Source organism: Pseudomonas parafulva NBRC 16636 = DSM 17004, from assembly GCF_000730645.1.
GTDB classification, from domain to species: domain Bacteria; phylum Pseudomonadota; class Gammaproteobacteria; order Pseudomonadales; family Pseudomonadaceae; genus Aquipseudomonas; species Aquipseudomonas parafulva.
In genome coordinates this window covers 13304-34640 of record NZ_BBIU01000043.1, presented here as the reverse complement: position 1 = coordinate 34640, position 21337 = coordinate 13304, and the positions used below count along the sequence as shown (strand labels likewise).

20 protein-coding genes are annotated in these 21337 nt (G+C 63.4%); 9 read left to right on the top strand and 11 right to left on the bottom strand.

Going from position 1 to position 21337, the window contains the following annotated elements; translation table 11 throughout:
• The 7 genes from PPA02S_RS21550 to tcyJ all read right to left on the bottom strand — a co-directional run bounded on the left by PPA02S_RS21550 (nt 1) and on the right by tcyJ (nt 7116).
• The gene (locus tag PPA02S_RS21550; protein WP_028635378.1) at nt 1-801 is read right to left on the bottom strand and encodes a MetQ/NlpA family ABC transporter substrate-binding protein; all 801 of its coding nucleotides are present in this window, start codon (nt 799-801) and stop codon (nt 1-3) included.
• Nucleotides 794-2185, bottom strand: coding sequence for an LLM class flavin-dependent oxidoreductase (locus PPA02S_RS21545; protein WP_028635377.1), 1392 nt, complete (start codon nt 2183-2185; stop codon nt 794-796). Before PPA02S_RS21545 ends, PPA02S_RS21550 begins: the two co-directional genes overlap by 8 nt.
• The gene (locus PPA02S_RS21540; protein WP_028635376.1) at nt 2185-3366 is read right to left on the bottom strand and encodes an SfnB family sulfur acquisition oxidoreductase; all 1182 of its coding nucleotides are present in this window, start codon (nt 3364-3366) and stop codon (nt 2185-2187) included. Before PPA02S_RS21540 ends, PPA02S_RS21545 begins: the two co-directional genes overlap by 1 nt.
• A gap of 51 nt (nt 3367-3417) precedes the next feature.
• The gene (locus PPA02S_RS21535) at nt 3418-4659 is read right to left on the bottom strand and encodes an SfnB family sulfur acquisition oxidoreductase (RefSeq protein WP_028635375.1); all 1242 of its coding nucleotides are present in this window, start codon (nt 4657-4659) and stop codon (nt 3418-3420) included.
• A 236-nt stretch (nt 4660-4895) separates the two neighbouring features.
• Complete coding sequence (gene tcyN / locus PPA02S_RS21530) at nt 4896-5654, bottom strand: L-cystine ABC transporter ATP-binding protein TcyN (protein WP_028635374.1); 759 nt, start codon at nt 5652-5654, stop codon at nt 4896-4898.
• A gap of 2 nt (nt 5655-5656) precedes the next feature.
• Nucleotides 5657-6325, bottom strand: a complete 669-nt coding sequence (gene tcyL, locus PPA02S_RS21525) for a cystine ABC transporter permease (protein WP_028635373.1) — start codon at nt 6323-6325, stop codon at nt 5657-5659.
• Nucleotides 6322-7116: a cystine ABC transporter substrate-binding protein gene (tcyJ, locus tag PPA02S_RS21520; protein ID WP_028635372.1), complete on the bottom strand. Its 795-nt coding sequence runs from the start codon at nt 7114-7116 to the stop codon at nt 6322-6324. The genes tcyL and tcyJ overlap by 4 nt, the downstream gene beginning before the upstream one ends.
• A gap of 260 nt (nt 7117-7376) precedes the next feature.
• On the opposite strand from tcyJ, the gene epsC reads away from it, so the two are divergent.
• Together epsC and betT are read left to right on the top strand one after the other, a co-directional pair.
• Entirely contained in the window at nt 7377-8309 is a 933-nt protein-coding gene (gene epsC, locus PPA02S_RS21515) for a serine O-acetyltransferase EpsC (protein WP_028635371.1), read from the top strand.
• Nucleotides 8310-8543: 234 nt separating this feature from the next.
• Nucleotides 8544-10547 (top strand): choline transporter BetT, encoded by a 2004-nt coding sequence (gene betT / locus PPA02S_RS21510; protein WP_028635370.1) that lies wholly within the window; start codon nt 8544-8546, stop codon nt 10545-10547.
• Nucleotides 10548-10607: 60 nt separating this feature from the next.
• Here the strand turns inward: betT and tauD are convergent, their stop codons facing one another.
• The 4 genes from tauD to tauA are packed head-to-tail and all read right to left on the bottom strand — an operon-like array spanning nt 10608 to nt 14101.
• Nucleotides 10608-11441, bottom strand: a complete 834-nt coding sequence (gene tauD / locus PPA02S_RS21505; protein WP_028635369.1) for a taurine dioxygenase — start codon at nt 11439-11441, stop codon at nt 10608-10610.
• A gap of 37 nt (nt 11442-11478) precedes the next feature.
• Nucleotides 11479-12318 (bottom strand): taurine ABC transporter permease TauC, encoded by an 840-nt coding sequence (tauC, locus tag PPA02S_RS21500; protein ID WP_028635368.1) that lies wholly within the window; start codon nt 12316-12318, stop codon nt 11479-11481.
• Entirely contained in the window at nt 12315-13103 is a 789-nt protein-coding gene (gene tauB, locus PPA02S_RS21495) for a taurine ABC transporter ATP-binding subunit (protein WP_028635367.1), read from the bottom strand. Before tauB ends, tauC begins: the two co-directional genes overlap by 4 nt.
• A 26-nt stretch (nt 13104-13129) precedes the next feature.
• Nucleotides 13130-14101 carry a taurine ABC transporter substrate-binding protein gene (tauA, locus tag PPA02S_RS21490; protein WP_028635366.1) on the bottom strand — a complete coding sequence of 324 codons (972 nt, stop codon included), beginning with the start codon at nt 14099-14101 and terminating at the stop codon, nt 13130-13132.
• A gap of 424 nt (nt 14102-14525) precedes the next feature.
• Between tauA and PPA02S_RS21485 the strand changes: the two genes are divergently transcribed.
• The 7 genes from PPA02S_RS21485 (at nt 14526) to ssuB (ending at nt 21336) form a co-directional block, all read left to right on the top strand.
• The gene (locus tag PPA02S_RS21485) at nt 14526-15860 is read left to right on the top strand and encodes an OprD family porin (protein ID WP_028635365.1); all 1335 of its coding nucleotides are present in this window, start codon (nt 14526-14528) and stop codon (nt 15858-15860) included.
• A gap of 164 nt (nt 15861-16024) precedes the next feature.
• Nucleotides 16025-16663, top strand: a complete 639-nt coding sequence (locus PPA02S_RS21480) for a peroxiredoxin (protein WP_028635364.1) — start codon at nt 16025-16027, stop codon at nt 16661-16663.
• Between the two features lie 207 nt (nt 16664-16870).
• The gene (ssuE, locus tag PPA02S_RS21475) at nt 16871-17464 is read left to right on the top strand and encodes an NADPH-dependent FMN reductase (protein WP_028635363.1); all 594 of its coding nucleotides are present in this window, start codon (nt 16871-16873) and stop codon (nt 17462-17464) included.
• A gap of 82 nt (nt 17465-17546) precedes the next feature.
• Nucleotides 17547-18512, top strand: a complete 966-nt coding sequence (locus tag PPA02S_RS21470; protein ID WP_028635362.1) for a sulfonate ABC transporter substrate-binding protein — start codon at nt 17547-17549, stop codon at nt 18510-18512.
• 59 nt (nt 18513-18571) lie between these two features.
• Nucleotides 18572-19720: an FMNH2-dependent alkanesulfonate monooxygenase gene (gene ssuD, locus PPA02S_RS21465; RefSeq protein WP_028635361.1), complete on the top strand. Its 1149-nt coding sequence runs from the start codon at nt 18572-18574 to the stop codon at nt 19718-19720.
• Between the two features lie 9 nt (nt 19721-19729).
• Entirely contained in the window at nt 19730-20527 is a 798-nt protein-coding gene (gene ssuC, locus PPA02S_RS21460) for an aliphatic sulfonate ABC transporter permease SsuC (RefSeq protein ID WP_028635360.1), read from the top strand.
• Nucleotides 20524-21336 (top strand): aliphatic sulfonates ABC transporter ATP-binding protein, encoded by an 813-nt coding sequence (gene ssuB, locus PPA02S_RS21455; protein WP_028635359.1) that lies wholly within the window; start codon nt 20524-20526, stop codon nt 21334-21336. Before ssuC ends, ssuB begins: the two co-directional genes overlap by 4 nt.
• Nucleotide 21337 lies beyond the last annotated feature (1 nt).

The following is a 21337-nucleotide window of genomic DNA, read 5'->3' as shown; positions in this document are numbered from 1 at the left end:
TCACCCCTCCCAACCTGCCTGGTACAGCGTGCCGTGGGCCTTGTCCAACGCTGCCCGCACCACCGGCGAATGCTGGTAGATGTCGACGAACTTGGCCAGGCGCGGGTCGCCCTTGCTCTGTGGGCGGATCACGAACTGGATCACGTATTCCTTGTTTTCCAGGCCATCGAACAGCAATGCAGACCCGGCATCGAACGTCTTGGCCAGGCGGATGTAGGCGGGGTAGCCCTGCACCAGGTCGGCGTCGTCATAGGCGCGCACCAGCTGCACGGCCTCCACCTGGAGGATTTTCAGGTTCTTCGGGTTGGCGACGATGTCGTCTTCGGTGGCTTTGTAGCCGACCCCGGGTTTCAGGGTGATCAGCCCCGCCTTGGCCAGCAGTTGCAGGCCCCTGCCGCTGTTGATGGGGTCGTTGGCGATGGCCACGCTGGCGCCATCCGGTAGTTCGGCAAAGCTTTTGTACTTTTTCGAGTACAGGCCTACGTTGTTGATGATGCCGGGGGCGTACGGCACCAGGTTGAAACCGGCGGCCGCCTTGGCGTTTTCCAGGAAGGGGATGTGCTGGAAGTAATTGACGTCGATGTCCCCACTGTTGAGGCTGACGTTGGGGGCAATCCAGTCGCTGAACTCCACCAGCTTCACCTCCAGGCCTTGCTTGTGTGCTTCTTCCACCGCAGCCTCCAGCGGGATGGCGAAAGCCGAGGTGGTGCCGATTTTCAGCGGCTCGGCCGCATTGGCGCCGGCTGCAAGGCCCAGGGCAACAGCGATGGCCGCGACGGGCCGGAACAGTTTCTCAAGCATGGTGCAGGGCTCCAGTCGGGGCAGGGTAGGGGGTAAAGCGGTAGGCCGAACCTGGGTGGTCGGCTGGCAGGTGTGGGTGGCTGGCGTCGAACAGTTTTTCCCGCAGGGTGCCGGCGGCATAGGCGGTTTTGTAGCGGCCGCGCTTTTGCAATTGGGGGACGACCAGCTCGATGAAGTCCTCGAAGCTTTCGGGGGTGACGGTGCGGGTGAGGTTGAAGCCGTCCAGGCCGGTGTCGTCGGCCCAGGCGATCAGTTGCTCGGCCACCTGCTGCGGGTCGCCGACCAGGGTTACGTAGCGGCCACCCAGGGCGTGCTGTTGCAGCAGGCGCCTGCGGGTCCAGGCGTCGCTCTGCAACTGACGGGTGGCCGACTGGATGGCGTTGCCCTGGCGGAAGGCGATGGGTTCATCGAGGCCGTACGCGGCAAAATCGATGCCGGTGGACGCGGCAAAGTGCGCCACCCCGGCTTCAGCGCTGGCATGGCGCAGGTACTCGGCATGCCGGGCCTGGGCCTGCTGCTCGGTGGGCGCAACGATCACCGTGATGCCCATGAACACCTTTACGGCGTTTGCTGTACGCCCTGCCGCCACTGCTGCGGCACGCACCTTGTCGACCTGGGTGCGGGTGGCGGCCTTGTCCTGGCCGCTGATGAATACGCATTCTGCATGGTTGCCGGCGAAGGCCAGGCCGCGCGGCGAACTGCCCGCCTGGAACAGCACAGGCGTGCGCTGGGGCGACGGCTCGCACAGGTGGTAGCCGTCCACGTCGTAGAACGCCCCATGGTGTTGAACCTTGCGCACCTTGTCGGGTTGCGCGTACACGCGCTGCTGGCGGTCGGCAACCACGGCATCGTCCGCCCAGCTGCCTTCCAGCAGCTTGTACAGCACCTGCAGGTATTCATCGGCCTGGTCGTAGCGCCGGTCGTGTTCGGGCTGCTGTGAAAGGCCCATGGCGCGGGCCGCGCTGTCCAGGTAGCCGGTCACGATGTTCCAGCCAACCCGGCCATTGCTCAGGTGGTCCAGGGTGGAAAGGCGCCGTGCAAACAAGTAGGGCGACTCGTAGGTCAGGTTGGCAGTCAGGCCGAAACCCAGGTGGCGGGTGACTGCGGCCATGGCGGACACCAGCAGCAGTGGGTCATTGACCGGCAGTTGAATGGATTCCTTCAGCGGCACGTCCAGCGACTGGCCATACACGTCATAGGTGCCGACGATGTCGGCGATGAACAGCCCGTCGAACAGCCCCCGCTCCAGCAGGCGCGCCAGGTCGGTCCAGTACTCGAGGGTCTTGTACTGGGTGGAAGTGTCGCGCGGGTGGGTCCACAGGCCATGGTTGATATGCCCCACGCAGTTCATATTGAAGGCGTTGAGCAGAATGTGCCTGGCCATCAGATGGTCCCCCTGCGTGGCGGGTTGGCATCGTTGAGGTAGTAGTTGCCGATGGCGTGGTACTTCCAGCGCACCGGGTCGTGCAGGGTATGCACACGGGCGTTGCGCCAGTGGCGGTCCAGGTTGTGTTCGGCCAGGGTGGCCTGGCTGCCGCCCAGCTCGAACAGGGTGGTGCCGGCTGCCAGTGCAATTTCGGTGCTGATGGCCCGCGCTTCAGCCACGGCGATGGACGCAGCGGCGACGCTGTCGGCAGTGCTGTGCGCTCGGGCCAGGTCCAGGTATTCGCCGGCACGCTCCAGCAAGGCCTCGGCGGCATGCAGGCGTATGGCCAAGTGGCCGAAGCTCTTGAGGGTCAGCGGGTCGTCGCTGGCACGTTCCACACCGGAGTCCACCCAGGGCCGGCTGTGGGTACGCACGAAGTGCAGGGCGTCTTCATAGGCGGCGCGGGCGATGCCGGTATCGATGGCCGCATGAAGAATCTGCGCCAGCGGCCCCACCGGTGTCGGGCGCTCGAACACGCTCTGGAACGGCACCACGTCATCGGCGTTGACCCAGACGTTGTCGAACACCACAGAGCCACTGCCAGTGGTGCGCTGGCCAAACCCGCTCCAGTCGTCTATCACTTGCAGCCCCTGGCTGTCGGCGGGCACGAAGGCCAGGTGCTGCACGCCTTGTTCGTCAACCACCGAGGTTGGAATGCGCTGGGCATAGATGGCGCCAGTCGCATAGAACTTGCGGCCATTGATACGCCAGCCCGCGCCGTCGCGGCTCAGCAGGGTGGTGCGATCATTGGCGGTCTTGGTGCCCAGCTCGGCCAGGGCGTTACCGAAGCGGCGGCCACCCAGCACTTCTGCATAAAGGCGCTGTTGCTGCGCGGGTGTGCCGTTTACCCGCAGCACTTCCAGCGCGTAGAAGTGGTTCTGCGGTATCTGCCCGAGTGAACCGTCGGCCTGGGCAATGCGGGCGATCACCTTGGCCAGGGTGACATTGGATACGCCCGCCCCACCGTACGCCTTGGGCACGCTGATGCCCCACAGCCCCGAGCGGGTGAACAGTTCGAGTTCTGCGTGTGGCAAACGCCGTTCACGGTCGCGCAGTGCGCTGTCGCGGCGCAACTGCTGGGCTAGGTGTTCTGCAACGCCGAGGGCTTCGGCGTCGTTGCTGATGATGCTTGTAGTCATGGTGTTTCTCCGCGGCGTGGGGGCACCCAGTGGCCCCACGCACGCTGCAGATCAGATCCAGGAATGCCGCGCGGGCCGTGTGCCGTTGAGGTGGTAGGCGCCCACCGCGTGGTACTTCCAGCGCACCGGGTCGTGCAGGGTGTGCACGCGTGCATTGCGCCAGTGGCGGTCGAGGTTGAACTCGGCGAGGGTGGCGCGGCTGCCGGCCAGCTCGAACAGTTTTTCGCTGGCCTGCAGGGCAATTTCGGTGGTGAGCACCTTGGCTTCGGCTACCGCAATCGAGGCCCGCGCCGCCGACTCGGCATCCACGGGTTTGGCATTGACCTCGTCAAGCACTCGCGCAGCTTTGCGCAGCAAAGCCTCGGCGGCGTGCAGGTCGAGCTTGAGGCGGCCGACGTCGGCGATTACGTAAGGATCGTCGCTGGCACGGTCGACGTTGGCCTCGATCCACGGGCGTGATTTTTCACGCACGAAGGTGATGGCGTCGTCGATTGCGGCTTCTGCGATGCCGGCGTCTATCGCTGCCTGAATGAGCTGCGAGGCGGCGCCCTGGATATTGGGCACGTCGCGCTGGCGCCAGTTGTCGATGACCAGCTCGGCCTCCACCGGCACCTCGTCCAGCAGCACCGTGCCACTGGCGGTGGTGCGCTGGCCGAACCCGGACCAGTCATCGACGATGCGCAGGCCCGGGGTGCCGCGGCGTACGAATGCCAGGCGCTGTCGGCCTTGTTCGTCCAGCGCCTTTACTGCCACCCAGTGGGCGAACAGGGCACCGGTGGAATAGAACTTCTCGCCGCTGATGCGAAAGCCATCGCCTGAGCGGGTAATCCGGGCCTTGAGGGTGAGGGTGTCCTTGGTGCCACGCTCGGGGCCTGCATTACCGATGCGCCAGCCGTCCAGCACGCTGCGAAACAGCGTTGCCTGTTGCGCCTCGGTTGCCGTAAGGCGCAGCAGTTGCAGCATGCCGAACTGGTTCTGCGGGACCTGCCCCAGCGCGGGGTCGGCAGCACTGATCAGGCGGAACACCTCGGCCACGGTCTCGAACGACACGTCTGGGCCACCATGGGCTTTGGGCACGCTGATGCTGCCCAGGCCACTGCGGGTGAACAGTTCGATTTCGGCCCAGGGCAGTTTGCGTTGCTGGTCACGGCGTGCAGCGTGTTCACGGGCTACTGCGGCAACGTCGCGTGCTGCCTGCAAGGCCTCGGCATCGTTGCGCAGTATCTTGGCCGGCAGCAGCGGTGGCGCGCTGTCCAGGTCGCTGCTGGAAGGGATTTGGGCATGTGTGGACATCAGTGCCGCTCCTTGGCTGCACTCAATGCCCTGGCGTTACGCACTGGGGTGATTGTGATCCTGACCATTCCTGACCTCACAAATAAGTAATGCCGCTACAGCTGATTGCGGCAGATGTGTGCTGGTCCGGTGGTCCGGTATATATACCGTAAGGCTTTATAAAAAGTTTATGAACTAACGCTTTGGAATATACATAGAAGAGGTCTGCCCGCCCTCGGCAGGGCGGGCGCGGGGCGTTACTCTGAGGCGGCCGTGCCCAGGAACTTGCGCAAGAACTGCCGGGTGCGCTCTTGCTGCGGGGCCGCGAACAATGCCTTGGCCTCGCCCTGCTCCACGATCACGCCCTTGTCGAAAAACACCACCCGGTTCGCCACGTCTCGGGCAAAGCTCATTTCGTGAGTGACGATGATCATGGTGCGTTTTTCTTCGGCCAGGCTGCGGATGGTTGCCAGCACCTCACCCACCAGCTCCGGGTCCAGTGCCGAGGTAGGTTCGTCGAACAGGATCACCTGCGGCTCCATGGCCAAGGCACGCGCGATGGCGACACGCTGTTGCTGGCCGCCGGACAACCGCCTGGGGTAGGCGTCTTCCTTGCCGGCCAGGCCAACCTTGGCCAAGAGCTGTCGGCCCAGGGCCTCGGCCTGCTCGCGGGGTGTCTTCTTGACGATCACCGGCCCTTCGATGACGTTTTCCAGCGCTGTGCGGTGCGGGAACAGGTTGAAGTTCTGGAACACGAACCCGGCCTGCTGGCGCAGCCGGCGGATCGCCCCCTGCTGCGAACCCAGCGGGCGGTTGGCGTCGATGCCGATGTCGCCAATGTGGATCTGCCCGGCGTCGGGCGTTTCCAGCAGGTTGAGGCAACGCAGGAAGGTGGTCTTGCCCGAGCCGCTGGGGCCGATGATGGCCACCACTTCGCCGGCCTGCACGGTCAGGTCGATGCCGTCGAGCACGGTCTGGCCCTTGAAGCGCTTGGTAAGGCCTTTGACTTCAATCATGCTCAATGCTCCTGGTCATGCTGGTTGACCCGCGCTTCCATGCGGTTCTGGAAGTGCGCCAGGATGCTGCACAGCACCCAGTAGATCACCGCCACTGCCACGTACATGGTGAACACCTCGAAGGTGCGCGCGGTAATCAGCTGAGCCTGACGGAACAGCTCCGGCACCTGGATGGTGGCCGCCAGCGCGGTGTCCTTGACCAGCGAAATGAAGCTGTTGCCCAGCGGCGGCAGCGCTGTGCGCAGCGCCTGGGGCAAAATGGCCCGGCGCATGGCCTGCACGCGGGTCATGCCGATACTGGCCGCCGCTTCCCATTGGCCGCGGTCGATGGAGGAAATCGCGGCGCGCAGGATTTCGCATACATAGGCTGCCATGTTCAGTGACAGGCCAATCAGCGAGGCAGGGATGGGGTCCAGTTCGATCCCGATCTGCGGCATGCCGAAATAGATCACGAACAGTTGCACCAGCAGCGGTGTGCCGCGGAAGAACGACACATAGACCCGCGCCAGCCAGTTCACCGGCAGCACCTTGGACAGCCGCATCAATGCCAGGGCAAAGCCCAGCAGCAGGCCAAAGAACATCCCCCCGACGCTGAGCAGGACCGTATAACCCGCGCCCTTCAGCAAGAAGGGCGCGGAGTCGACAACCAGTTGCAGGCTTTCAGCGATCATTGGGTGACATCAGCACCAAAGTATTTTTCGGAGAGCTTGGCCAGGGTGCCATCTGCCTTGAGCTTGTCGATGGCCTTGTTGATGGCAGCCAGTAGCTCCGGTTCCCCCTTGCGCAGCGCCACGCCGCTTTCCAGGCGCGAGAACGCCTCACCGGCAAGTTCGGTGTCCTTGGCCTTTTGCGCATATTCCAGCGCGGCCAGGCGGTCGATCAGAATGGCGTCGATGCGGCCGTTGCGCAGGTCGGCGAACTTGCTCGGGTCGTCCTCGTAGGTAAGCACTTCAGCCTGGGGCACATCCTGCTTCACCCACTGCTCGTAGTTGGTGCCGAGCCCTACACCCACTTTCTTGCCAGCCAGGTCCTGGGCACGCTTGATGTTCAGCTGGTCGGCCTTCTTCTTCAGGATCAGCGCCTGGATACCAGAGACGGTGTACGGCTCGGAGAAGTCGTACTTCTTTTTACGCTCGTCAGAAATGGTCACCTGGTTGACCACCACGTCCAGGCGCTTGGACTCCAGTGCCGCCAGAATGCCGTCCCATTTGGTGGGCTGAATCTTGGCCTTTACCCCGAGCTCTTTGGCCAACAGCTCGGACAGCTCCACTTCGAAGCCGGTCAGCTTGCCGTTTTCGTCCTGGAAGCTGAACGGTGGGTAGGTGCCTTCCAGGCCGACGTTGATCACGCCCTTTTCCTGGATAGTCTTGAGTTCCTCCCCGGCAAAGGCGTGGCCGAGCAGGCCGGTACCCAGCACCACAGCCAGGCTTGCGTTGAGTAATGGTTTGACGAATTTCGACATGTCTGAGCCCCGCGCTTGTTGTGGAAGTAGTGGGTGGCGACTATAGGGTTGGCGTGTTAGGCCAGGAAATACTAAAAAATTATCTTGTTATTCCGTTTTTTATAACTCGCTTCCCTTATGCCCAGCCTGGCGCAGCATGGAATAAAGCAGTGTTATTTCCAAGTGACTGTTTTGCCGTAGAGTGGTTCGCACACAGGCCGGCCCGGGCCGTTTGCGGGCCTGGCGATAAAACTGGATGGCCGATACGGCAGGAGACAACCGTGAGCGAACAACCTTCATCTGGGCACTGGCAGTTGCACAGTATCGTGGCCGGGTTGCGTGGCGCCCGTGAGCAATGGCGCAGCCGCAACGGCCGCAGCAGCGGTGAGCAGGGTGGCCGCGAGCTGCCCTCGCGCGAGGCGATGCGGCACGTGCTGGAGCAACTGTGCGGCGCGTTGTTCCCCATGCGCCTCGGGCCTGTGGACTTGCGTGAAGAGAGTGAAGACTTCTACGTGGGCCACACCCTGGATGCCGCCCTGAATGCGTTGCTGGCCCAGGCGCGCCTGGAACTGCGCTATGCCGCCCGGCAAAGCCAGGACGACATGGCCGGCGCGGATGCGCAGGCACTCAGGTTGATCCAGGGTTTCGCCGCAGCGCTGCCGGGCCTGCGCGTGATGCTCGACACCGACGTGCTGGCGGCCTATCACGGTGACCCCGCCGCACGCAGCGTCGATGAGGTGTTGCTGTGCTACCCAGGCATCCTGGCCATCATTCACCACCGCCTCGCTCACCACCTTTACCGTGCTGGCCTGCCCCTGCTGGCGCGGATCAGTTCGGAGCTGGCGCATTCGGCCACGGGCATCGACATCCACCCCGGTGCGCAAATCGGCCCGAGCTTCTTCATCGACCACGGTACCGGTGTGGTAATCGGCGAAACCGCGATCATCGGCGAGCGCGTACGCATCTATCAGGCCGTGACCCTGGGCGCCAAGCGCTTCCCCAGCGATGAGTCCGGCACCTTGCACAAGGGCCTGGCGCGGCACCCGATCGTGGAAGACGACGTGGTCATCTACGCCGGCGCTACCGTGCTGGGGCGCATTACCATCGGCAAGGGGTCGACCATCGGCGGTAACGTGTGGCTGACCCGCAGTGTGCCGGCCGAAAGCAACATCACCCAGGCAAACCTGCAACTGGATTGCCAGGACAAGCAATAACCCCTTCTGCTGCCCCTTGCGAAGCGCCGCCCTGCGGCGCTCACAACCCCGAACCCAGCTGGGAACCAAACCCACCGGTCAGCGGCCTTATTCGCATCCAACGCCCAATCCATGATTAACTTGAACGCTTGTTCAATTTAAAAACGCTGGTCCCCCGCCGGTGTTCAACAGGAGGATTCCTTTGCTGAACCCGTTCATTTCGAGCCTTCCGTCCTACGACGAGGTGCATGCCCCATGAGTGCGCCGACCCCTTCACTTGCCAACAGCAAGGTCCGCATGAACCCCCCGGTGTTCTATTTTGCGGCAAGCTTCATCCTCATTTTTGGCCTGGTGGTCATCTCCAACCCGCAAACCGCAGGCGACTGGTTGCTGGCGGCGCAGAACTGGGCTGCCAACACCGTCGGCTGGTACTACATGCTGGCGATGACGCTGTATCTGGTCTTCGTGGTGGTCACCGCCTTGTCTGGCTACGGCAAGATCAAGCTCGGTGCCGACCACGACGAGCCCGAATTCAGTTACCTGTCATGGGCCGGCATGCTCTTCGCCGCCGGCATCAGCATCACGCTGTTCTTCTTCTGCGTGTCCGAACCCCTTACCCACATGCTGCAGCCGCCACAGGGCGAGGCTGGCACGGCCGAAGCCGGGCGCCAGGCCATGCAGATTCTGTTCTTGCACTGGGGCCTGCATGGCTGGGGTGTGTTCGCCTTTGTCGGCATGGCGCTGGCGTATTTCGCCTACCGCCACAACCTGCCGCTGGCGTTGCGGTCGGCGCTGTACCCGCTGATTGGCAAGCGTATCAACGGGCCTATCGGCTACGCCGTTGACGGCTTCGGCATCATCGCCACGGTTTTCGGCCTGGGCGCCGACATGGGCTTTGGGGTGCTGCACCTCAATGCCGGCCTGGACTACCTGTTCGGCATCAGCCACAGCCAGTGGGTACAAGTGGTGCTGATCACCCTGATGATGGGCGCTGCCGTTGCAGTGGCAGTTGCAGGGGTGGAGAAGGGCGTGCGGGTGATGAGCGACATCAACCTGTTCCTGGCCTGCGCGCTGTTGCTGTTCGTGCTGTTCGCCGGGCCCACCCAGCACCTGTTCAACACCTTGATCCAGAACCTCGGTGACTACCTGGGCGCCTTGCCACGCAAAAGCTTCGACGTGTATGCCTACGGCGAGAACCGCGACTGGCTCGGTGGCTGGACGGTGTTCTACTGGGCATGGTGGATTGCCTGGGCACCCTTCGTGGGCCTGTTCATTGCCCGTATTTCCCGTGGGCGCACCATCCGCGAGTTCGTGTTCGGCGTGCTGCTGATTCCGCTCGGCTTCACCCTGGCGTGGATGTCGATCTTCGGCAACAGCGCACTGGACCAGGTGATCAACCATGGCATGACGGCACTGGGCCAGGCAGCGTTGGACAACCCGTCCATGAGCCTGTACCTGCTGCTGGAAACCTACCCCTGGAGCAAAGCGGTGATCGCCATGACGGTGTTCATCAGCTTCGTGTTCTTCGTCACTTCGGCCGACTCCGGCACCGTGGTGCTGTCCACCCTGTCTGCCACGGGCGGCAGTACCGACGAAGACGGCCCCAACTGGCTGCGCATCTTCTGGGGCGCCATGACGGCGCTGGTCACCAGCGCCTTGCTGTTCGCCGGCAGCATCGATTCGCTGAAGTCGGCGGTGGTGCTGACGTCGTTGCCGTTCTCGCTGATTCTGCTGTGCATGATGTGGGGGCTGCACAAGGCGTTCTACATGGAGTCGCAGCGGCGGATCGCACAGCTGCACTCCCTGGCACCCTTTGCCCAGTCCCGGCGTGGCCGTGGCGGCTGGCGGCAGCGCCTGAACCAGGCGGTGCACTTCCCGTCACGCGATGAGGTGTACCGCTTCATGGATGACGTGGTGCGCCCGGCCATTGCCGATGTACGTGAAGTGTTCGAGCAGAAGGGCCTTGTGCTGATTACCCAGGACGACCCCAGCCACGACAACGTCAGCCTTAAGGTGGGCCATGGCGAAGAGCAGCCGTTCATCTACCAGGTGCAGATGCGTGGCTACTTCACGCCATCGTTCGCCCTGGGTGGGCTGGGCGCGCAGGACTTGAAGAACCGCCGCTACTACCGGGCGGAAGTGCACCTGAGCGAAGGCAGCCAGGACTACGACCTGGTGGGCTACAGCAAGGAGCAGATCATCAACGACATCCTCGACCAGTACGAACGGCACATGCAGTTCCTGCATCTGGTGCGCTAGAGGCTGCCCTGCAGGCATCACCGCGGCCCGTCGCCACGACAGGCCGCGGCGATGCCCCGATCAGAAGGGTGCATCCCCCAAAATGGTGGCCCGATGCATCACCCGCCGGCTTGGCCGGTAATCGTCCACGGCAAAGTGCTGGGTCACGCGGTTGTCCCAGAACGCCACGTCGTTCTCCTGCCAGCGCCAGCGAATGCTGAATTCCGGCCGCGTGGCATGGGCGAACAACAGCCGCAACAGGGCATCGCTTTCCAGTTCGCTCAGCTCATTGATACGCGTGGTAAACCCCTCGTTGACGAACAACGCCTTGCGCCCGCTTACCGGGTGGGTACGCACTACCGGGTGCGACAGCGGCGGGTTGTTGCGCCGCGTGGCCTCCCAGCGCGCCAGGTCTTCTGGCGTGGTCCCAAAACGCGCCAGCGGGAACGACTTGGTGAAGTCGTGGGTGGCCGTAAGCCCCTCCAGCATCGCCCGCAGCGGCGCCGACAAACCCCCCAGCGCCGCAATGCCGCTGGCCCACAAGGTGTCGCCACCGTAGGCCGGCAGCTGCTTGGCGCTGAGCACGGCGCCAAGTGCCGGGGTAGGCAAAAAGGTCACGTCGGTGTGCCACACCGCATTGTCCCGCACATCGGTCACGGCCGTATCCAGCACCAGCACCTGCGGTGTCTGCGGCACATTGGGGTAGATCGGGTGAATGTGCAGGTCGCCGAACAGCGCGGCAAAGCGTGCCTGCTGCTGCGGGTTGATGGGCTGGTCGCGCAGGAACAACACCTGGTGCCGGAGCAGCGCCTGCTCAATGGCATCGCGCTCTTGGGCGGTGATGTCGCGGCTGATGTCCACGCCACTGATCTGTGCGCCCAGTGCCGGGCTGAGGGGGGTGATGGTCAGGCTCATGTCGGTCTCTCAATCAGGCGCCAGTGTGCCGGCGTGGTCAGTGGGCTTGCCCGTGCCAGGGCACCAGCTTGCGTTGCAGGGCGCGCAGGCTCATTTCCAGCGCGAAGGCGATCAGCGCGATCAGCAGGATGCCCAGTACCACCACATCCGTGACCAGAAACTGCGCGGCAGACTGCACTATGAAGCCCAGGCCGCTGGTGGCTGCGATCAGCTCGGCGGCCACCAGGGTGGACCAGCCCACGCCCAGGCCGATGCGTATGCCGGTGAGGATGTCGGGCAGCGCGCTGGGCAGGATTACGTGACGAACCAGCTGGGCCTTGCTGGCACCCAACGACTGCGCGGCACGTAACCTGGCCGGGTCGACGGTGCGTACGCCGGTGGCGGTGGCGATGGCGATCGGGGCAAAAATGGCCAGGTAGATCAGCAGTACTTTCGAGGCTTCACCGATGCCGCACCAGATCACGATCAGTGGCAGGTAGGCCAGCGGCGGGATAGGCCGGTAGAACTCGATGAGTGGGTCGAGGATGCCGCGCGCCACGCGGTTGTAGCCGATGGCGATACCCACCGGGATGGCTGTCAGGGTGGCAGCCAGCAGCGCGAAGCCGATACGCCCGAGGCTGGCGGCCAGGTGCTGCCACAGGCTGGCGTCCATGTAGCCCTGGGTCAGCAGGCTCCAGGCCCGGTTCAGAATATCCGCCGGCGAGGGCAGAAACAGCGGCTCTACCCAACCAGCAGCGGTTACCAGCCACCAGGCCAGCAGCAGGCTGCCCAGTGTCAGGGCGCTGATCCAGCGGGTGGGCAGGGGGCGGCGTGCACGCAGGGCGGGCTGCGCCGACGCGTCGTGTTCGCCGTCTGCCAGCAGGTCCAGGATGTTCATGCGTGCTCCTTCAGGGCCTGGCGCTGGGAAAACACCCGCGCCAGCACGTGTTCGCGGGTTTCGATGAAGGCCGGGTCAGACTTGATGGCACGGGCGGGTTCGCCGGCTGCATAGCGCTGGCCAAAGTCCAGTTGCAGGCGCTCGACCACCCGCCCCGGGTTGGGCGCCAGCAGTATCAGGTCGCTGGCCAGGAATACGGCTTCTTCGATGTCGTGGGTAATCAGGAACACGGGTTTGGCAGTGCGTTGCCACACTTGCAGCAACAGCTCCTGCATCTGCTCGCGGGTGAAGGCATCCAGGGCGCCGAACGGCTCGTCCATCAGCAGCACCCGTGGGTCGGCTGCCAGTGCCCTGGCCAGGCCAACCCGCTGTTTCTGGCCGCCGGAGAGCTGCCATATGCTGCGCTCGGCAAAGCCGTGCAGGTCCACCAGCGCCAGCATCTCCCTTGCCTTGGCTTGCCGCTGCGCACGTGGCACACCGGCCAGCTCCAGGCCGAAGGCAACATTGGCCAGCACGTTCTGCCAGGGCAGCAGGGCGTCGTCCTGGAACACCACGCCGCGTTCCGCTCCGGGCCCTGCGACCGGCACACCGTCGAGGGTGATGCGGCCGCTACTGGGGCTGACGAAGCCGGCGATCAGGTTCAGCAGCGACGTCTTGCCGCTGCCGGAGGGCCCAAGGGCCACCAGCAGTTGGCGCGGCCCCAGGCTGAGGTTGATGTCGGCCAGTACAGGGGCGGTGGCGCCGGGGTACTGTGCACTGATGTGCTCCAGTTCGAGCAAGGCCATGGCAGGCTCCGTGGTTATCTACGGGTTCAGTTGGGCAGGTACTGGGCGCTGACGTAGGGCGCGTAGTCCGGCAGTACGGCGTCGACCTTGCCCTGCTGCTTGAGGAAGGTGGCCGTGTCGGTCAGCGCCTGGATGGTCGGGGCGCCCAGCGCCTTGGCCTGGTCAGCGGCCAGGGGGTAGACGTTGCCTTGCAGCAGTACCGGGATGTCGCTGGGCTTGGCACCCGACAGCTTGGCCAGCTTGGCCACGTTGTCAGGGTTGGCCAGCCAGGTTTTGGGGTCGTGGCGGTAGGCGGCGTAGGCATCCAGCGTGACCTTGGCGAAGGCCTTGACCACTTCAGGGTGTTTGGTGGCGTAGTCCTTGCGCACAATCCAGGCGTCGAAGGTCGGGGCGCCGTGCTTGGCCAGTTCGCCAGAGGTGATCAGCACCTTGCCGGTTTCCTTGGCCACACCCAGGGCGGGGTCCCACACATAGGTGGCATCGATATCGCCACGCTTCCAGGCGGCAATGATGGCCGGTGGTGCCAGGTTGAGGATCTGCACCTTGGCAGGGTCGATGTTCCAGCCTTTCAGCGCTGCCAGCAGGCTGTAATGCCCCGTGGAAACAAACGGCACCGCCACCTTCTTGCCTATCAGGTCTTGCGGGGTCTTGATGTTGTCGCGGGCGACCAGGGCTTCACCGGCGCCGATCTGCGTGGCGATCAGGAATGTCTCGATGGGCAGCTTGCGCGTGGCGGCAGCTGCCAGCGGGCTTGAGCCCAGGTAGCCGATCTGTACGTCGCCGCTGGCCACCGCAGTGATCACATCGGCCCCGTTATCGAATTTGCGCCAGTCAATGCTGGCCTTGCTGGCTTTTTCGTAGTCGCCGTCAACCTGGGCCACTTTGGCGGGGTCGACCGTGGTCTGGTAGGCGATGGTCAGGTCGGCGGCCTGTGCCAGCCAGCTGGCGCCGGCGAGGGTGAGGGCGGTAAGCAGGCGCAGTGGAGTATGCGGATTCATTGGGCGTTCTCGTCGGCAGGGAGGCTGTGACGAGAAGGCTAAATGATCTAAGAAAGGCGAAATAAATAACTTTTAAGCATTAACTTAGGCGGTTGGTGCAGCCGGGTGATCTTTTTCAGCAAATGCGCGCCAACTGCCTGGAAATAACCTATGGTTATTCCCCTGATGTGACCTACAACAAAACGCAGTAAAGGTTCACACCATATTCCGTAAAAATCTTAAGGTTTCACAAAACAGTCATTTTGGATTTATAGGATTGTCATTATCCTGTAGCCCAGGTGGCGCCTTAGACCAAAGTCGCGAAATGTTTAGAAACGATTGACTAAATGGTCACGCTTTGGGACTAAATCGCCAATCCACGGTGAGCAGGGCACAGACCCCGCCGCCAGCGATACACAAAAATTAGAACGTAGAGGAGCAAAACATGTACAAGTCCAGCCTGGCCATCGCCGTGGCACTGGGGGTTATCGCCCAACAAGCAGGCGCTGCCGGTTTCGTAGACGACAGCAAACTGTCGCTCAGCTCGCGCACCATGTACTTCAACAACGACAACCGTGACGGTGGCGCAGACAACCGTGAGTCGGGTCAGGGCTTCAAGCTCGACTACCTGTCCGGTTTCACCGAGGGTACCGTTGGCTTCGGTGTTGACGTACAGGCCCTGTGGGGTATCCACCTGGACGGTGGCCGCGGCAAGCACCCGGATAACAGCAGCTTCTTCCCTAGCGACTCCGACGGCTCTTCTGCCAGCCAGTGGGCGCGCGTAGGCGGTAACGCCAAGGCACGCTTCTCCAAGACCGAGGTTCACTACGGTAGCGCCCTGGCGCCAAACCTGCCGATCCTGGTGTCCAACGATGGCCGTCTGCTGCCGCAGACCTTCGAGGGTGGCACCATCCAGTCGAAGGAAATCGACAACCTGACCATCAACGCAGGCCAGCTGACCCACGCCATGGGCCGTGCTTCGAGCAACCGTACCGGCCTGTCGGTCAACGGCGCCTTCCGTGACAGCAACAAGTTCCGCTACGGCGGCCTGGACTACAAGCTCACGCCAGACCTGACCCTGCAGTACTACTACTCGAACCTGGAAGACTTCTACAAGCAGCACTTCCTGGGTGCTACCCACGTCTTCAAGATCGCTGACGACCAGTCCTTCAAGACCGACCTGCGCTATTTCAACAGCAGCAGCGACGGCCGCAACGGCGATTCGGGCTACACCTTCAACAACAACGGCGGCTTTGCCAGAACGCCGGGCGAAGTCGACAACAAGACCTGGTCCGCGATGTTCACCTATACCCTGGGTGGCCACTCGCTCATGGTCGGTCACCAGCGCGTCAACGACGACGGTGGCTTCGTATGGCTGAACCAGGGCAGCGTCCGCAAGGACGGCTCGCGCTCCTCGCTGGAAGGCGCCGGCGGTGCAAGCTTCTACCTGTTCACCGACAGCATGATCAACCAGTTCGCCAAGGCGGGTGAAAACACCACCTTCGGTCAGTACTCGTATGACTTCGCGCGCCTGGGCGTACCGGGCCTGAAGGCGTCGGTCTCCTACCTCAAAGGCGAAGACGGCAAGAACGCCAACGGCAACGGCACCTTCAGCGAATGGGAGCGTGACGCTCGCGTCGACTACGTGATCCAGGAAGGCACCTTCAAGGGCCTGGGCGCCAGCCTGCGTCACGGCGTATACCGTGGCACCGGCACCAGCTCGCTGGCTGACCAGGACCAGACCCGTCTGATCTTCAACTACACTTACAACTTCCTGTAAGCCGTAGCGCCAGTAGAAAGCCTCGCCGTGTGCGAGGCTTTTTTGTACCTGCAATTCAATAGGCTAAAAAATTATAAATAAATCGTTATTTATTCTTTTTGTTTTTATTCGAATGCAGGCACATTGAACCCATACCCACGGCGCCAGCACAGGAGTTGCAGCCCATGAGCCTCAAACTCGGCGATATCGCCCCCGATTTCGAACAGGATTCCAGCGAAGGCAAAATCCAATTTCACCAGTGGCTGGGCAACAGCTGGGGTGTGCTGTTCTCCCACCCCGCCGACTTCACCCCGGTGTGCACTACCGAGCTGGGGCTGACCGCCAAGCTGAAGGACGAATTCGCCAAGCGTGGGGTCAAGGCCATTGCCCTGTCGGTAGACCCGGTGGACTCGCACCACCGCTGGATCGACGACATCAACGAAACCCAGAACACCGTGGTCAATTTCCCGATCATCGCTGACGCCGACCGCAAGGTGTCCGACCTGTACGACCTGATCCACCCGAACGCCAGCGATACCCTCACGGTGCGTTCGCTGTTCGTGATCGACCCGAACAAAAAGGTGCGCCTGACCATTACCTACCCGGCCAGTACCGGGCGCAACTTCAACGAGATTCTGCGGGTGATCGACTCGCTGCAACTCACCGACACCCACAAGGTGGCCACGCCAGGGAACTGGCAGGACGGCGATGATGTGGTGATCGTGCCCTCGCTCAAGGACGAGGAAGAAATCAAGCAGCGCTTCCCCAAAGGGTACCGCGCCGTGAAACCGTACCTGCGGTTGACCCCCCAGCCAAATCGTTAGTGGATTCGTTGTTGCATCGCGCTTAGCCAAGCAGGGTTTCAGGCCGTCTCGACGGCCTTTTTTTATGCCTGAAGGAATTTGCCTGCCCGCAGAGGAGCCGCCTGCATTGATAAGATTAAAAAGGAATAAACAAATAAATAAATATGATTTATAGATATATAAAGAAGCTGTTACTGTCGTTTCAAAAGAACACAAGGAAGCCTTCCAATGCTGGTCGTCTCAATCGGTGGTAGCCCCAGTACCCGTTCACGCTCCGGCGTGCTGCTCGAGCGCTCGCGCCAGTGGCTGCAGGGCCAGGGCGTGGAAGTGGTGAGCTTCCAGGTACGTGACTTCCCCGCAGAAGACCTGCTGCATGCGCGCTTTGACAGCCCGCAGGTGCAGCACTTCCAACAGCTGGTGGCCCAGGCCGATGGCCTGATCGTGGCTACCCCGGTGTACAAGGCATCGTTTGCCGGGGCCCTCAAGACACTGCTCGACCTGCTGCCTGAGCGTGCGCTGGAACACAAGATCGTGTTGCCCATCGCCACGGGCGGCAGCATCGCCCACATGCTGGCCGTGGACTACGCATTGAAACCGGTGCTGTCAGCACTCAAGGCGCAAGAGACCCTGCACGGGATCTTCGCCGACGACAGCCAGATAGCCTACGGCGAAGGCAACAAGCCCGCCGTGCTGGCCCCGGCACTGGAAGGCCGCCTGCTGGACTCGCTGGAAACCTTCCATGTGGCGCTGGCCCGCCGGCCGCGCCCCGTGGCGCCCGGCGTACTCAATGAACGCCTGATCAGCGCTCGCTGGAGCATCTGACCGGCTACACCGCTTTACCACCTTACTCGCCCGTCAACGAGGCAAGCAGGTGCAACCCGAACCCATCGCACAGGAGAGCGCCATGCGCACAGTCTTCTTGCGTCGCGGTCTGGTCGCCCTGTTTGCGGCGGCTGTGTCCTTCGGCGCCATTACCCAAGCCCAGGCCGAAAGCCTGCGCATCGGCTATCAGAAATACGGCACCCTGGTGCTGCTCAAGGCCAAAGGCACGCTGGAAAAGCGCCTGGCTGATCAGGGCATTCAGGTGCAGTGGACAGAATTCCCCGGCGGCCCCCAGCTGCTTGAAGGGCTGAACGTCGGTTCGGTCGACTTTGGGGTTACCGGCGAAACCCCGCCTGTGTTTGCCCAGGCAGCAGGCGCCGACTTGCTGTACGTGGCCTACGAGCCCCCTGCGCCGCACAGCGAAGCCATTCTGGTGCCCAAGGGCTCGTCGATTCAGTCCGTAAAAGAACTCAAGGGCAAGAAGGTCGCGCTCAACAAAGGCTCCAACGTGCATTACCTGCTGGTTCGCGCCCTGGAAGATGCCGGCCTCAAGTACACCGACATTCAGCCTGTGTACCTGCCGCCCGCTGATGCCCGTGCCGCGTTCGAGCGCGGCAGTGTCGACGCCTGGGTGATCTGGGACCCGTACCAGGCTGCCGCCGAGCAGCAACTGCAAGCCCGTACGCTGCGTGACGGCAAGGGGTTGGTCGACAACCACCAGTTCTACCTGGCCTCCCGCAAGTACGCCACCGCGCACCCAGCAGTGATCAACGCCCTGATCGAAGAGGTGCGTGCTGTTGGTGAATGGGCCGAGGCCAACCCGCAGCAGGTCACCGACCAGGTTGCCCCGCTGCTCGGCCTGCCCGCCGACATTACGCTGACCTCCATGAAGCGGCAGGGCTTTGGTGCAGAGCCGCTGACGCCCGACGTTGTGAACGCTCAGCAAAAGATCGCTGACACCTTCCAGGGGCTCAAGCTGATACCCAAGCCGCTGAGCATCAAGGACGTGATCTGGACGCCCCCGGCCAAGGTCGCCACCGCGCCTTGATTCTTTCGCCTGCGCCGGGGCACCGCCTCGGCTGAGTCACCTTTCAGGAGACAACTCCAATGAGCCTCAATATTTTCTGGTTTTTGCCCACCCACGGTGACGGCAAGTACCTGGGTACCTCCGATGGTGCCCGTGCGGTCGACCACGGTTACCTGCAACAGATTGCCCAGGCGGCAGACCGCCTTGGTTTTGGCGGTGTACTGATCCCTACCGGGCGGTCCTGCGAGGACTCCTGGCTGGTGGCGGCATCGTTGATTCCGGTCACCCAGCGTCTGAAGTTTCTGGTGGCCCTGCGCCCCGGCATCATCTCGCCCACCGTGGCAGCCCGCCAGGCTGCCACCCTCGACCGGCTGTCCAACGGCCGCGCCCTTTTCAACCTGGTGACCGGCGGCGACCCGGACGAACTGGCCGGTGATGGCCTGCATCTCAACCATCAGGAGCGCTACGAGGCGTCGGTGGAGTTCACCCGCATCTGGCGCAAGGTGCTGGAAGGCGAGGTGGTGGACTACGACGGCAAGCACATCCAGGTAAAGGGCGCCAAGCTGCTCTACCCCCCTATCCAGCAGCCGCGCCCACCGCTGTACTTCGGCGGCTCGTCCGAAGCTGCCCAGGACCTGGCGGCGGAGCAGGTGGAGCTGTACCTGACCTGGGGTGAGCCACCCAGCGCCGTTGCCGAAAAGATCGCCCAGGTGCGCGCCAAGGCGGCCGAGCAGGGCCGCGAGGTGCGCTTTGGCATCCGCCTGCACGTGATCGTGCGGGAAACCAACGCAGAAGCCTGGGCCGCAGCCGAAAAGCTTATTTCCCACCTGGATGACGACACCATCGCCCGCGCCCAGGCCTCGCTGGCCCGCTTCGACTCCGTGGGGCAGCAGCGCATGGCCGCACTGCACAACGGCAGCCGCGACAAGCTGGAGGTCAGCCCCAACCTGTGGGCGGGCGTTGGCCTGGTACGCGGCGGGGCCGGCACAGCGCTGGTGGGCGACGGCCCGACGGTGGCGGCGCGGGTCAAGGAATATGCAGCCTTGGGCATCGACACCTTCATCTTCTCTGGCTACCCGCACCTGGAAGAGTCTTACCGTGTTGCCGAACTGCTGTTCCCGCACCTGGACGTGCAACGCCCGGAACAGGCCACGGCAGGCGGTTACGTCAGCCCCTTCGGCGAGATGGTGGCCAACGACATCCTGCCTAAATCCGTCGCGCAGAGCTGAGGGGCCGTCATGAGCCGTGCAACTTCCAACACCCTGACCCAGCGCCTGGCACCATGGGCGCTGCCGGTGCTGCTGCTGGCCGCCTGGCAGCTGGCCGTCAGTGCAGGCTGGCTGTCTACCCGCATATTGCCTGCGCCCAGTGCCGTGCTCAGTGCCGGCGTAGAGCTGGTGCGCAGCGGGGAAATCTGGACCCACCTGGCAATCAGCGGCTGGCGCGCCGGGCTGGGCTTCGTCATCGGTGGCAGCATCGGGCTGGTGCTGGGCTTCATCACCGGCCTGTCGAACTGGGGCGAACGCCTGCTCGACAGCTCGGTGCAGATGATCCGCAACGTGCCGCACCTGGCGCTGATCCCGCTGGTCATCCTGTGGTTCGGTATCGATGAATCGGCCAAGATTTTTCTGGTAGCGCTGGGCACGCTGTTCCCTATCTACCTGAACACCTACCACGGCATCCGCAACGTCGACCCGGCGCTGGTCGAAATGGCCCGCAGCTATGGTTTGTCTGGTTTCGGCCTGTTCCGCCAGGTGATTCTGCCGGGCGCACTGCCTTCGATTCTGGTGGGCGTGCGCTTTGCCCTGGGCTTCATGTGGCTGACCCTGATCGTTGCCGAAACCATTTCGGCCAATGCAGGCATCGGCTACCTGGCCATGAACGCCCGTGAGTTCCTGCAAACCGATGTGGTGGTGCTGGCCATCGTCCTCTACGCCGTGCTCGGCAAGCTCGCCGACCTGGCCGCCCGTGGCCTGGAGCGTGTGTGGCTGCGCTGGCACCCGGCTTACCAGGTGGCAAGGAAGGAGGCCGCATGACCATTTTGAACGACTCGCCACAACGCCTGCTGCGCGGTATCCCGCTGGCCTCCAGCGGCCTGCGCAAGGCGTTTGGCCCGCGCGAAGTATTGAAGGGCATCGACCTGCACATCCCGGCCGGCCAGTTTGTCGCCATCGTCGGGCGCAGCGGCTGCGGTAAAAGCACGCTGCTGCGTTTGCTGGCCGGGCTCGACCAGCCCACTGCCGGGCAGCTGCTGGCCGGTGCCGCACCGCTGGAAGAGGCCCGCGAAGAAACCCGCTTGATGTTCCAGGACGCCCGCCTGTTGCCGTGGAAAAAGGTCATCGACAACGTTGGCCTGGGCCTGAAGGGCGACTGGCAGCCCCGCGCCCTGCAGGCACTGGAGGCGGTGGGCCTGGCCGACCGCGCCCATGAATGGCCTGCGGCGCTGTCCGGTGGGCAGAAGCAGCGCGTGGCCCTGGCCCGTGCGCTTATCCACCAGCCGCGCCTGCTGTTGCTCGATGAGCCGCTCGGCGCGCTGGATGCCCTGACCCGCATCGAGATGCAGCAACTGATCGAGCGCCTGTGGCGCCAGCATGGCTTCACGGTGCTGCTGGTGACGCATGACGTGAGCGAGGCAGTCGCCGTGGCCGACCGGGTGATTCTGATCGAAGAAGGCGAGGTAGGCCTGGACCTCACCGTCGACCTGCCACGGCCCCGTGCACGTGGCTCCCATCGCCTGGCCGCGCTGGAAAGCGAGGTCTTGCAACGTGTTCTGTCGGCGCCGGGCACAGCCCCCGAACCTGACCCTGTAGCCCCTTTGCCCACGCAACTGCGCTGGGCGCTCTGAA